11 protein-coding genes are annotated in these 13,256 nt (G+C 63.6%); 5 read left to right on the top strand and 6 right to left on the bottom strand.

Annotation, left to right across the window (positions count from 1 at the left end; genetic code table 11):
* Nucleotides 1-6 precede the first annotated feature (6 nt).
* The 6 genes from AQ610_RS28830 to AQ610_RS37765 are packed head-to-tail and all read right to left on the bottom strand — an operon-like array spanning nt 7 to nt 7,218.
* Nucleotides 7-2,889, bottom strand: a complete 2,883-nt coding sequence (locus tag AQ610_RS28830; RefSeq protein WP_043282910.1) for a type I polyketide synthase — start codon at nt 2,887-2,889, stop codon at nt 7-9.
* Between the two features lie 12 nt (nt 2,890-2,901).
* Nucleotides 2,902-3,471 (bottom strand): allene oxide cyclase barrel-like domain-containing protein, encoded by a 570-nt coding sequence (locus AQ610_RS28825; protein WP_006027800.1) that lies wholly within the window; start codon nt 3,469-3,471, stop codon nt 2,902-2,904.
* A gap of 4 nt (nt 3,472-3,475) precedes the next feature.
* Nucleotides 3,476-4,522 (bottom strand): PLP-dependent cysteine synthase family protein, encoded by a 1,047-nt coding sequence (locus tag AQ610_RS28820; protein ID WP_015602768.1) that lies wholly within the window; start codon nt 4,520-4,522, stop codon nt 3,476-3,478.
* Between the two features lie 34 nt (nt 4,523-4,556).
* Nucleotides 4,557-5,318, bottom strand: coding sequence for a thioesterase II family protein (locus AQ610_RS28815; protein ID WP_009916017.1), 762 nt, complete (start codon nt 5,316-5,318; stop codon nt 4,557-4,559).
* A complete protein-coding gene (locus AQ610_RS28810) occupies nt 5,315-6,937 on the bottom strand; it encodes an AMP-binding protein (protein ID WP_006027798.1) in 1,623 nt (540 codons plus the stop codon). The genes AQ610_RS28815 and AQ610_RS28810 overlap by 4 nt, the downstream gene beginning before the upstream one ends.
* Nucleotides 6,937-7,218: a hypothetical protein gene (locus tag AQ610_RS37765; protein WP_009916018.1), complete on the bottom strand. Its 282-nt coding sequence runs from the start codon at nt 7,216-7,218 to the stop codon at nt 6,937-6,939. Before AQ610_RS37765 ends, AQ610_RS28810 begins: the two co-directional genes overlap by 1 nt.
* Before the next feature lie 342 nt (nt 7,219-7,560).
* On the opposite strand from AQ610_RS37765, the gene AQ610_RS37760 reads away from it, so the two are divergent.
* The 5 genes from AQ610_RS37760 to AQ610_RS28785 all read left to right on the top strand — a co-directional run bounded on the left by AQ610_RS37760 (nt 7,561) and on the right by AQ610_RS28785 (nt 13,162).
* Nucleotides 7,561-8,889: a TonB-dependent siderophore receptor gene (locus AQ610_RS37760; protein ID WP_231749013.1), complete on the top strand. Its 1,329-nt coding sequence runs from the start codon at nt 7,561-7,563 to the stop codon at nt 8,887-8,889.
* Nucleotides 8,853-9,827: a TonB-dependent siderophore receptor gene (locus AQ610_RS37755; protein ID WP_231749012.1), complete on the top strand. Its 975-nt coding sequence runs from the start codon at nt 8,853-8,855 to the stop codon at nt 9,825-9,827. Before AQ610_RS37760 ends, AQ610_RS37755 begins: the two co-directional genes overlap by 37 nt.
* Before the next feature lie 112 nt (nt 9,828-9,939).
* Nucleotides 9,940-10,965 carry a FecCD family ABC transporter permease gene (locus AQ610_RS28795; protein ID WP_009916021.1) on the top strand — a complete coding sequence of 342 codons (1,026 nt, stop codon included), beginning with the start codon at nt 9,940-9,942 and terminating at the stop codon, nt 10,963-10,965.
* Entirely contained in the window at nt 10,965-11,786 is an 822-nt protein-coding gene (locus tag AQ610_RS28790) for an ABC transporter ATP-binding protein (RefSeq protein ID WP_009916022.1), read from the top strand. The genes AQ610_RS28795 and AQ610_RS28790 overlap by 1 nt, the downstream gene beginning before the upstream one ends.
* A complete protein-coding gene (locus AQ610_RS28785; protein ID WP_006027794.1) occupies nt 11,783-13,162 on the top strand; it encodes an MmgE/PrpD family protein in 1,380 nt (459 codons plus the stop codon). The genes AQ610_RS28790 and AQ610_RS28785 overlap by 4 nt, the downstream gene beginning before the upstream one ends.
* The last annotated feature ends 94 nt before the right edge of the window (nt 13,163-13,256 follow it).

Below are 13,256 nucleotides of genomic sequence, written 5' to 3'. Positions count from 1 at the left end.
TTTTCCTTAACGATGTGTGCGAATAGCTTTGGCGGCACCCGCTTCCACTAGGCAGGCGCGTAGGCCTGCTGGTGTCGGGGCGCGCATGAAGTCCGGCACGCTCACCATGACCCCGAGCTCGGAGTCGGCAAGTGCGACCAGTTTGATGACCGACAGCGAATCGCCGCCATCGTCGCTGAACTGCCGATGCGGGTCCGACGGTGCCACTCCAGTGGCTTTCTCCCAAAGGGCTGCGGCTGCGGCGTCGAGCGTTTCATACTCGCGCGACGCCGGACGGCGGACGGGCGCCTCGGGCGGCGGGCTTCCGGCCGCATCCGTATCCGCGGCGATGCCATGACGTGTCCTGTCGAACGGATAGTGAGGCAAGGGCGCGGCCGTGCCGGCGTTGTCCCATGACGGGCGCCAGTCCAGGTCCACGCCTGCCATCCATAGTTTTTGCAGCGCCCCGTGCCAGATTTCGTGTTCTTGGGATTCGTCGCGTTCGGCGCGCATCGTGCGGACGGCGATGTCTTTCTCGCGCAACGCCATCGTCAGTGCGGTCAGCGTGGTGCCGGGCCCGACCTCGACGAATACCGTTCCTTCCCGGACCGGTATCGACTGGATCGCGTCCATGAACCGGACTGGCTCGCGGGCGTGCCGAGCCCAATAGTCCCGGTCCAACTGCGCCATTGATGCAAGTTCGGAACCCAGCAAGGTCGAATGGAACCGGATCCCGGCAGCGTCCGTCGATGGGGCCGGCGCCGCCAGTGCCAGTTCGGCCAGAGCAGGGTCCATCATCGAAGAGTGGAACGCGTGGGATACCGACAACGCGCGGCAGCGAACCCCGCGCGCCGACAACGATGCCTGCACGCGTTGAATCGCCGCCACCGTGCCAGAGAGCACGCACGATTCCTTGCCATTGACGGCGGCGAGCGACACATCCTCCGCAAGCCAGTCCTGGCAGGCTTCCTCGCTCATGGATACCGCCAGCATCGAGCCCGGAGGCAGGGCGGATATCAACCGGCCTCGGCGGGCAGCGAACAGGAGCGCATGTTCGTCAGTCAATACGCCTGCTATGCACGCTCCCGCGATTTCTCCGAGGCTATGCCCGACGACTGCGTCGGGCACGATGCCATGCTGCATGAGAAAACGCGCCATCGCGATCTGGACGGCCACCAGAGCCGGCTGAGCCGTCGCGGTGTCGGTGAGTCCGGCGCCGCCGCTGCCATGCAGCAGGAGGGAGATGTCGACGTTTGCGCTGTCGCGAAGCAGGCTGACTAGTTCACGCAGAACGGTGGCGAAGCGGGCATTGGACTGCGCGAGGCCCGTCGCCATGCCGAGGAACTGGCTGCCTTGACCGGGGAACTGGAACACGACATGTGGCGCGCGGCGCCCGCTGTCGCGCACCTCTTCGCCCACGTGAAGCATTCCGTCCTTGCCGGCCAGCAAGGTCGCGCGGTATCTGAGCGGCCGCCGCGTCGTTTGGGCGCTCCACGCCAGCGTATCGATCGGCAATGCCGAGAGATCCGAGCGGTAGGTCTGAATCAGTCGATGGCACGCGGCCTCGCTTTGCCCGGACACCGGAACGGCCGACGGGTAGATAGCCGGAGCCGGAGGCCGCTCGTCGGCGTCCAGGGGCGGACGGGCGAGCAAGACGTGCGTATTGGTTCCCCCGATGCCGAATGCGCTGACGCCAATCGCGGTTCGCGGGTCCGTCGACTCCCAACGCTCGGCGTACGTTGGAAAGTAGAACGGGCTGCCATCCAGCGCGATGGACGGGTTGACCTCGTCGATATGAATCTGCGGTGCTATCCAGCCGTGCTGAATCTGAAGCACGGCCTTGATCAGGCCAGCCATCCCGGCGCACGTTTCAAGGTGCCCGACGTTTGCCTTGACGGCGCCCAACGCACAATGGCGGGGGGCGACGTCGCCGGTCGCGAACAATTCGTTCAGCGCGTCGAACTCGATCGGATCGCCGGCAATCGTGCCGGTGCCGTGCGCTTCCATAGCCCGCATGGCCGATGGCGCGAGGTTGGCATCCTTCATGGCCTGGCTGATCAGCCGGCGTTGCCCGTCGACACTGGTGGTGGTGAAACTCACCTTGCGAGCTCCGTCGTTGTTTACGGCGCAGCCTTTGATCACCGCCAGCACACGATCGCCATCGACCAGCGCCAACCGCAGCGGCTTCAGCACGACGACAGCCACGCCACTGCCGAACACCGTGCCGCTCGCGTTGCTGGAGAACGGCATGCAATGGCCATTGCGGGAGTAGACCATGCCCTGCTGGGCCTGGTACGGAACCCGCTGGGGAAAGCGAACTGTACATGCGCCGGCCAGCGCGGTGCGGCAACGGCCCGCCCGCAGCGCCTCCACGGCCTCGGCGACGGCGACGAGGGACGTGGCGCAGGCGGCCTGCACGCCGAGCACCGGCCCCTCGATGCCCAGATGCCACGCTGTGCGGCTGACCAGATAGTCCTTGTCGTTGGTGATCTGCAGCTCGAAAGCGGACGGCTGGAATTTCTCCATCAGTTCCGATCGCTGCAGGTGCGCTAGATACGCCGAACTGCTCCCCCCCGCGAACAGGCCGGTATCCGGCAAGCGCCCGGGGCGAATTCCGCTTTGCTCCAGCGCGTGCCACGCACATTCGAGAAACAGGCGGTGCTGAGGGTCCATCAATGCGGCATCCCGATGGCCGATCCCAAAGAAGGCGGCATCGAATGCCAGCACGTCGCCCGTCAGCGGCGCGGCGAATGGGAGGGTTTGCCGGTCGCTCGGCGCATCGCCGAGTTCCATCACCGATTCGACGCCGTTGACGAGGTTGTGCCAATACTCGTCGGGATCGCTTGCACCTGGGAACCGGCAAGCCATGCCGATTACGGCGATGTCCCGATCAGAGGGCTGGATGTGCATGGAATCCCCGATTCAGTCGGCCACGTATCCGCGACGGATGCGTTGTTGCAGGGCGGCGTCGGCGGCGTTGATGGGAATCAGCAGCACAAAGGACCGATAGCGCAGGCGAGGGACTTCCTGATACAACTGCCGGACTCCGAACATGCCGGCCACCTCGCCGCTGACGCCGGTGGCAAACAGCGATTGCCACCGGCCTTGCCAGATCGCGGACGAATTCCAGATGCCCGCGGTCTCGATCCTGCCGAACTTCGTCTCCGCCGTTTCCCGATAGTAGGAAACGACGTCATCGTCCAGGCGCGAGATCTTCCAGCCTTCGCCGCAGATGGTTCCCAGTTCATCGCCGTCGTCGCCGACCCACCGGTCGTTGTGCGAGTTGACGTCGCCCACGCTGGGCCGGTCGTCGGCCTGGGCCTTGAATTTGATTTCGCACAGTTCGACCGCCGGAATGATGACCATGTGGTCATGGCCGATCCGCTCGGCTACGGCTTGCCGCGCCGTTTCGATTCCGTCGGGCTGGCCCAGTTGCGCTCTTGCCAGATTGGCGAGAGCGACGAGGCTGGACATCATGTCGAGTTCAGGCATTTGCTCACGCATTGGCATAGTCGGGGTTCCCGATAGGGTTCTTGTCACTTTCCATCAGCTGGCGGCCGCGCTCGCGGTCGGCGTCGCTGCCGGCATCGGCGAATACGGTCACGACGGTGGCGTTGCGTCCGAGTTCGGCGGCGACGTTGCACGCGACGATCCAGTTGGCGGCGGCCGAGCCTCCGATCGGGATGCCCGTTTCCTCGAGGAAACGGTACATCGCCTTGAGCGACTCGGCATGCGTGACCGTCTGGAATGGCACGGCGAAAGGAATCAGCGAAACGAACGGCTGGCGGAATCCGTAGCCCAAGCCGCCGGCGCCGGCGAAGCGGGCGCTGCCATTTGGCGGCGCCATGGTGCCGAAGGGCATTTCGTCGGGCGTACACCCGACCACGCGCACATCGGGATTCTGCTGCGCCAGCGCCGCGTAGACACCGGCGAGCGTGCCGCCGGTGCCGACGGCTGCGACCCAGGCATCGGCGCGGCGGCCGTCGAGCTGGCGGCAAATCTCCGTGCCGGTGTGGTGCTGGTGCACCGCCGTGTTCACCAGATTCAAGTGTTGAGACAGCAGCGTCCAGCCCGGTTCTTCGCGAGCGATCTGCTGGCTCCGGGCGATGATGCCGAGCAGAAAGTGGCTGCGATCCACCTTCGTGACGATTGCTTTGTTGTCGTTCAGCGATTGCAGCAGCTCGTCCGAAGCAGAATCCGGAATCACCACGTGTACCGGCAGTCCGCACAGATTGCCCAGGTGAGCCAGGGCTTTGGCCATGTTGCCGCCTGAGGAATCGAGCAGCTTCAGCGGGCCGCTGCTGAAGTCGTGGGCGTTGATCGCGTCGCAGAAGAGGCCGAACGCCACGCGATCTTTGATGGAGCCGGACGGATTCTTGGACTCCAGCTTGGCGTACACGCGAGCGCCGTTCGTCGGCCCCGGGACCTCTACCAGCGGGGTATTGCCTAGCGAATCGCGATAGGCCTTCAGTTGAGGGAACAGCTCCAGCGCTTTTCCGAATGCGGGGGCTGCTGGCTGAGCATTGAACAGTTCAAAATCCAAGATGAGTCTCCCACTGCGCATTTGAGTTGAGTGTTTATGAGGCGAGTGCCGAACGATGGGACCTCAGGAGGGCGTCCACCACGGCCGGTACCTGGTCACGAAGATAGAAGTGGCCTCCGGGAAATACCTCTGGTGTCAGGTGTTGCGATAGGAATGCAGACCATTCGGCGAGCTTGGGTCGGTCGACCAGGGGATCTTCGTCGCCGCCGAATATGCGGGTTGCCGGCAATTCGCCGACGGGTAGCGGCGCCAGCCTTTGCAACAGCGCGAGATCCTGGCGAATGAAGGAAACCAGCAGGTGTTGAGCGTCTTCCCCGATCCGGCTCAACCCGTCCACTTCGCCGAGCCCCAGCGCTTGTTGCGCGAGGCGATCGATGTCCTGCTCCGTTCGAAGCTCGGTCTGCAGGGCGGCCGGCGTCATCTGCGATGACAGGACGAGCTGTTCGATTCGAAATCGCAACGGTGCCAGGGCCTGGGCGACATGCAGGGCCAGCAGCGCGCCCATGCTGTGGCCGAAGACGGTGATGGGCGCGACGCCCAGAAGATTGGCCAGCCCTCGCGTACAACGACGGACCGCGGCGACGGGATCGTCCCAGGCCGAGGCGGTGCCTGCGCCGAGTTGTGGATACTGCAGGACGATCAGCTCGACATCCGCCGGCAGGTGGTCGCGCCATGGGCGGTAGAATTCCGTACTGCCGCCGGCATGCGGAAAGATCACCAGTTGGTGCCGCACCGGCGCTGCGCCCGCAAGGCTGAATCTCACGGCTCCTTCGGCTTGGGTTTGCAGGTGTCTCATAGCAGTGCCGCCTTTGATGCCTGTCCGGCACCTTCGGCATCGTCGCGAACCCTTGCCCGGAGCAATGCGCGATCGATCTTCCCAATGCCCTTGCGGGGTATCTCGTCGACCAGAACGAGTTTCTCCGGCAGCTTGAACGACGCGACGCCAGCCGTCTCCAAATACTGGCGGATATCCGACAGCAACAACGGTTCGCCTTCATGCGCGACGGCGAACAGGCAGGCCACTTCGCCGAAGCGCGGGTCGGCCATGCCGACACAGGCGGCGTCCTTGAGCCGGGCGTGCCCCTTGCTCAATTCTTCGAGTTCCTCGGGGCTGAATTTCTCGCCGCCGCGGTTGATGGAGTCGGTCACGCGCCCGTCGATATAGACGTTGCCATCGGCATCGAGATGGGCTAGGTCGCCGGTGCGGTAGTACCCGTCCGGTGTAAAGGCGCGGGAAGAGGCTAGCGGGTCGTTGTAATAGGTCTTGATCGTGTACGGACCGCGGGTGATCAGTTCGCCGGATGCGCCGCAGGGCACTGGCGTACCGCTTTCATCGACGATCAGCACCTGGTCCTGCTCGGACAGCGGACGCCCCTGTGAATGGAAGCGGACTGCATCGGTGTCGGTACTGCGGGTGAAGCAAAGCAGCCCCTCGCTCATTCCGTAGCACTGCTGAATGCGGATGCCCAATTTCGATTCGGCGCGAGCGGCGAGGTCCGGGGACAGGCGCGACCCGCCCACCTGGACGTGTTGCAATGTGCCGGGTCTGGCGGGCAGGTCATCGCTTTGCTCGAGCCATTGCGTCAGCAATGCCGGAACGAGCGTGGTGTGAGTTACCCCGTGTGCGCTGACGAGCTCCAGGGCCGTTTGAACCGACGTATCGGATGCCAGGACGACGGTTCCGCCGCAGATCAGGGTGCCGAGCATGCCGGGACAGTTGATGACAAAGCCGTGCGAGATCGGCATGGCCGCGAGGTAGACGGACTGGCGGCTGAGCTCAAATACCCGACAGGCTTTCGCGATCATGTAGCTGTAGCCGCCGTTCAGTCTCGCGATGGCTTTCGGCAAGCCCGTCGTGCCGCTGGATAGCAGCATCATCGCCGTATCCTCGGCAAGCATTTCGGCAGCGGCGCATTCGCTGAACGCGGTCGCGTCGGAGGGCGCGGAGCAGAAGAGGCCAAGGTCGCGCCAGCCCGCATGTTCATCGCCCGGCGAACCGTCGAGCAGCCGAAGCGCGACATCAAGGTTCTCGTCGCGGAGAAAGTCGGTCACGACGCGCGCCGCGCTGAAGCGCCGATTGCCTTTGGTCAGCGCAATGACGCGGGGACGCGTCGCCTTGAGTACGTGTCGAAGTTCCCGTTCCCGGTATGCGGGGAGCATGGGAACGGGGACGGCTCCCGTCATCAGTGCCGCAAGCATCAACACGACGGCATCGGCGCAATTGGGCAACTGGAACGCGACGCGGTCGCCTTTGCCGGTCTCTGCAGTGCGAAGCCGTGCCGCGGTAGCGGCGACCTGCACCATCAACTGCCGGTATGAGATCACAGTGCCGGCGGCAACCAGTGCGGGAGCGTCTTCGCCGGTTTGCAGGGCGGCCGCCAGCCGCTGGTTCAGGAGGGCAGGGTGGCCGTTCATCAAGCGCCTCTCGCCGCGTCGCTCGCGGCAACGGCAGACGGCCGGGCAAGTGCAGGTGCCGAGTCGATCAGTTGCTCCAACTCCTGCAGCGAGTGATCGTGGGTCCCCCAAAGCGAAAAGCCGACGCACCCCAACTGCTCCAGCATCCGTTGCAGCTTGAACGTTTCCGCCGAGCTCAACCCGAGGTCTGCTCGCAGTTGCCAGTCACTCGCCGCTGTTCGAAGTAGTTCGGGCTGCAGCCCTATTTCGGTCAGTAGGCCGATGATCCGTCCAGATGTCATTCCCCACCTCTGTGTTTGTTTTATGAGTGAGAATTATTAACATATGACCGTCGGTCGGTCAATTGCAATTGAGACTCAAATTATTGCTCGCGGCGTAGTGCATCATTGCTTGACTTACAAATGAAAATGGTTATTATTAACTACGACCGTCGGTCGGTCAATAGCCCTTTGAGCCGCTTCCTTCCCGTTACGGTTATCCGGATGGCAAGTACACCCGTTCCCGGCGCGCGCCTGTCAGAAGATCTTTCGTCAAGGCCGTCGGTTGCAGCGGTGCGCATGCGCTCTCAACCCGGCGCCCATTGCGAACGACCCTTTGACTCGAGACAGCACTGACAAACAAACATGCAACGCCATTTTCAAACCAGGCCCCGCCGACCGGATGGAGGGGCTCGGGCCCGCTACACGTCTTCGCACCGCCGTTTCGCGCTCTCGCTGATGCTGGCAACTTGCGCTGGTGTTTCCGGCGCGTGGGCGCGGGAGGCCGCAGGAAGCAATCCATCGACTACCCGTATTCAAGAGGAGGATTCCCCTGCACTGCAGACCATTACTGTCACCGGCCGGCAGCCCGGCGCAGACAATGGGCCGGAGCGAGGCTATGTGGCCGAGGCCGCCACTGTGGGGACCAAGGTGCGTACATCCGTGCTGGAAACACCGCAGTCGGTCTCCGTGGTTACCCGCCGGCAGATGGAGGCGCAACAGCCGACCACCACGAGCCAGGCGCTGCGCTATGCCGCCGGCGTCAATAGCGAAAGCTACGGCGGCTTTGGAACGCAACTGGACCTCACGCGCATCCGTGGCATCGATGCGGACTACTACCTGGACGGGCTGCGCGTGATCAGCAATACGTCGACCTGGACGCCGCAGATCGATCCGTACACGCTGGAGCGTGTGGAAGTGCTGCGCGGGCCGTCATCCGCGCTGTATGGACAGGGGAGCGGCGGTGGCGTGATCAATCAGGTCAGCCGACGGCCGCAGCGTGAATCCGCGCACGAAATCATGATGCAAGCGGGCAGCTTCAGACACCTGCAGATTGGTGTCGACAGCACGGGCCCCCTGAACGCCAACGGCACGTTCTTGTACCGCTTCACCGCGACGGGCCTGGATGAGCACGGGCAGGTGGAAGACGTGCGCCACAAGCGCATCTACTTCGCACCTGCGCTGACCTGGCGCCCCGATGACCGGTTTTCGTGGACGATCCTGGCGACGCATTCGTGGGAGCCGGACATACCGAATTACAACAGCGTGCCTGCGGCCGCGCTTGGGCTGAACGGCAGCCGGTATCCGGGGGTGATGCGGAATCGCAACTATACCGACATGGACTTCGAAGGGTCGTCACGCAAGCAAGACTCGGTCAGTTCACTGCTTACGTATCGGCTTGGCAACGGCTGGGCGTTCAACAGCAACATGCGCTACATGTACATCAACTCGGACATTCGGCGCACGTCGATCTACGGCTACCAGGACCGGGGCGGCCACCTCTGGTTGGAGGGCACCTATGGCCTCGCCCCGGCCAGCTCTCACACGTTTCAACTCGACAACAACCTGACCGGTGAGGTCTCTCTGGGAGCCACCACCCATCGGTTGCTCGTGGGGGGGACTATGCGACGGGGCGGCTGCAAAGCGACTCGTATCGGATGGCTCCGGTACTGTTTGACCCGTACGACCCCGTGAACTATCGGCCCCACGCGACACCGGATTTCACCGACAGTCGCGTCAACTGGCCATACAACGTGCGCCAGGATTTCCAGCGCGTGGGCGTATACGCACAGGATCAAATTGTCTACGGACGCTGGCGGCTGACGCTCAGCGGCCGCTACGACCGCTCCCGCACCGACGACACCTCGCGGACCTACTCGCCCGTCTGGACGTCCCACCGGCAAGAAGACAGTAAGTGGACGGGACGTGTCGGGCTCGGCTACGTCTTCGACAGTGGCCTTGCGCCTTACGTCAGCTACGCCACTTCATTTGATCCGCAACTGGGTGCCGATTTCAAGGGACGCGCTTTCGTTCCGATGGAGGCGAGGCAAACGGAAGTGGGGGTGAAGTACCAGTCTCCAGGCGGCACCACCATGCTGGCCGTCGCGCTATTCCAGACCAACCAGACCAACGTGAAGTCGAGCGACGTACTGCACCTGGGTTACTGGACGCAGGCTGGCGAGTTGCGTTCGCGCGGGCTGGACATGCAGGCGGTTACCAGGCTGACGCGCGACCTGAATCTTATCGCCAGCTACACCTACCTGGACAGCAGCCTGGTCAGCGATTCGCTCTACCGAGGCAAATCACCCGCCGGAACACCGCGCCACTCTGCCAGTGCCTGGCTGGACTACAGTTTCAGGGGCGCGCTCGCCGGGCTGCGCCTAGGTAGCGGCGTGCGGTATCTTGGTTCGACCTGGGGCAACCCGCGCAACACGTTCAAGGTGTCGTCGGCAACGCTGGTTGATCTGGCTGCCAGCTACGATCTTGGATACCTCATCGGACATGATGCGACGCTCTCGCTCAACGTGAGCAATCTCACCAACAAGTCCTACGTGGCCAGTTGCACCTCGGAGATGTACTGCTTCATCGGTCAGGACCGGGTGATCAACGCAACGCTCTCCTATCGGTGGTGACATGGCGCGCATTCAAGTAGCAGTTGCCAAGCCTGAGGGCAGGCAGTCGTCGTCCTGGTCGGCGAGTCGGGCGCATGCGGGTAAGCATGCCCAAGGGGCTCAACAATCCGGCATGTGGCAGTTGTACGCCGGCTCAGTGCAGCGACGCCTGCTGTGGCTTGCCATGCTGGGCCTGCTGGCGCTGCTGTGCAGCTTTGCCGATCTGTCGGTAGGGCCAGCGCATTACCCGATGAACCAGGTGTTCTCCTCGCTCTGGAGCCCGCATGCCCCCCAGGTAGTACGGGTGGTGCTGCATGACATCCGCATTCCGGCGGCGCTGACCGCCCTGGTGGTGGGCGCCAGCTTGTCCGTTGCCGGCGTGGAGATGCAGACCGTGCTGAACAATCCTCTGGCGAGCCCGTTCACACTCGGGGTGTCAGCCGCGGCCAGCTTCGGTGCCGCACTCGGCCTGGTGCTGGGCGTCAGCGTCCTTCCCGCCGCACTGGTTCCGTACATCATTCCGGTCAATGCCTTTGTGATGGCCATGGGCGCGGTTCTGCTCATCGACCGCGTGACACGATGGCGGGGCATGAGCAGTGAGTTGATCGTCCTCTTGGGGACCACGCTGGTCTTTGCGTTCACGGCGTTGCTTCAGGGGCTGCAATATATGGCCCCGGACCAGGCTCTGGCCGCTGTGGTGTTCTGGAGCATGGGAAGCCTGACCCGTACCAATGGCATCCGGCTGGCCATCATGGCGGGCGCCTTGCTGCTGGTACTCGTCGCGTTCATGCGCGATGCGTGGGCCTTGACGGCGCTGCGCCTGGGGGACGCCCGTGCCGGCGCGCTGGGCGTCCCGGTCGCGAAACTCCGGTTGCGGATCATCGTGCTGAGCAGCCTCCTGGCGTCCGTCTGCGTTTCCTTCGTCGGTGCTATCGGCTTCGTTGGGCTGATCGGGCCTCATATTGCGCGCATGCTGGTCGGAGAGGATCAGCGGTTCCTGCTGCCGGCCGCGGCGCTGTGCGGGGCGACGTTGCTGTCGGCGGCTTCGGTGGCAAGCAAGGTGGTTCTTGCGGGGCAGACGTTGCCGATCGGCATCGTCACCTCGCTGGTCGGCGTGCCATTGTTTTTTGTACTGATCGTGCGCAAAGGGATGCGTTGATGGAACTGCTGCGCATCGAAAACGTTGGCGCCACGCTTGATGGGCGGAGGGTGCTTGACCGGGTGGACATCGGCCCCTTGCCACCCGGCAGCCTGACCGCGCTGCTCGGCGCCAATGCCGCCGGAAAATCCACTTTGCTGCGGCGAATCGCCGGGGATCTCGACGGACCGGGCTTGATCCAGGTCGACAGTCGTCCCGTCAAGTTCTGGCCGTCTCAGCATTCCAATCGCCCGGCGTTCGTGCCGCAGGACATTTTTGCTGGCGCTGCGTTGCGCGTGCTTGAAGCCATGCTGCTCGCGTGCAAGCAGCAGGGTGGCTGGCGCATCGCCGCGGATGAACTGGATGCTGTGGCCGTGCTTCTGCGACAGCTGCGGATCGAAGGTATCGCGCAATGCGAACTGCAAACGCTCAGCGGCGGCCAGCGTCAGTTGGTTTCGATTGCGCAAGCGCTGATTCGGAACCCTCGCATTCTGCTGCTGGACGAACCCACCAGCGCGCTCGATTTGCAGCGGCAGTTCGAACTGTTGGCGCTGTTGCAGTGGCTGACTCGTGAGCGCGGGTTGTGCGTGCTGATGGCCAGTCACGACCTCAACCACACGCTGCGGTTTGCCGACTACGTCGCCGTGCTGCACGAGGGCCGTGTCCTGGCGTTCGGTGTCCCCGGGGAAGTCATCACGCCTTCGCTTCTCGCGCAGGTCTACGGCGTGCGTGCGCGGGTCGAGCACTGCTCTCAAGGTCACCTGCACGTGATTGTCGACGGACAGCACGTCGAACCTGCAGTTGCTTTCCCTTCGCCTGTCCTAGAGAAGACCCTGACATGACAACCGTCGACCCTATCCTGATACTCGCGCAGAGTGCCTTCTCGACCGATGTCGAGCAAATCCCGCAAGACGTGATGGCGTTCCAGCGCCTGCGTCTCCTGGATCATCTGGCATGCCTGGCAGCCGGTTACGATGCGGCTGGCGTGCAGCAGGCCATTGAATTCGCGCAACGCTACAGTGGCTGCTCGGAGGCAACCGTACTTGGCTCGGACCTGCGGCTGGCTGCCGGTCAAGCTGCGTTCGTCAATGCGGTGCGCGCCCGCGCGTTGGACTACTGCGACGTCGTTTCTCCCGGCTGGCACCCGAGCTCGTCGGACCTGCCGGTTGCGTTGGCGATAGCGGAGATGACCGGGGCCAGCGGGCGCGAGATGCTGGCCGCGATGGCAATCGGTCAGGACATCGGCCAACGGATCAATCTCGCCGCGCAGAGCAATGGCTTTTTCTACCGGGGTTTCGACTCCAATGTGTTGGGCCTGTTTTCGGGGGCGATCATCGCAGCGCGACTGCTTCGCCTGCCTTCGGAGCGCTATGTCGACGCCATCGGACTCGCGTTCGATTACGGCGTCGGCACATTCCAGCACTATCAGGATAAGGTGATGTCGGTGCGCTTCGGACAGGGGCTGATCGCGCGCCATGCCATCGAGGCGGCCATTCTGGCACAGGCGGGCGTGACCGGGCCGCGCCGGATATTGGCTGGCGAAAACGGGTTCTTCAATCTCTATGCCCCTGGCGAGCCGGATCTGTCCATTCTCACGGCGGACCTGGGAGTACGGTTCCTGGGACGAGCGGAGACATGCTTCAAGGCATACCCCCACTGCAGCATTCTGCTCGCGTTGACCGACTCACTGCTGGCCGCCAAATCCGACATACTGGGACTGAGGCTCGACGCATGCGACATCCGCCTCGAAGTCTCGCCGACCATGCGCATGGTGTGCGGTGCTCACTACCAACCGTCGGATACGGCGCAAATCGATGCCCAATTTAGCGCGCAGTACGTCACGGCCAACGCTTTGCTGCGCGGAAGTGCCACGCCCAGTGAATTCCATGCAGATGCCGCACGCGAAACCATGGTGGTCGAGCTGGCGCAGCGCATCGAGCTGGTGGAAGTTCCGGAATTCGAGCGTTTCGATCAATGCCGCCTCAGTATCACGGAGCAGCAGGTAGAGTGCTTCTCGATCGACGCTGCCTATGGGAAGGGCTGGCCGGAAAACCCGCTGGGGATCGAAGAACTGCTCAACAAGTTCCGGGTCTGCTGCGGCCAGTCAGCATGCGCGGGATTCCACACGCATCATGAAGAAATCGCGGCGTTGGTCGATGACCTGGAGCGGGCTCCCAGCATCGACATGCTCGTCGGCATGATCGGCGGTAACGGCTGACGAGCCAGGGCTCCCCTGTTCTACCCACCAGGTGCAGCCACGCTGGCGACGCCTTGAGCGACTTGCTCACATTCCTCTGCCGGGCTGCAATGGC

Origin of the sequence: Burkholderia humptydooensis, assembly GCF_001513745.1 — a bacterium.
GTDB classification, from domain to species: Bacteria; Pseudomonadota; Gammaproteobacteria; order Burkholderiales; family Burkholderiaceae; genus Burkholderia; species Burkholderia humptydooensis.
Note: the sequence above shows the minus strand (reverse complement) of the source record. Positions and strands in the feature narration are given on the sequence as shown.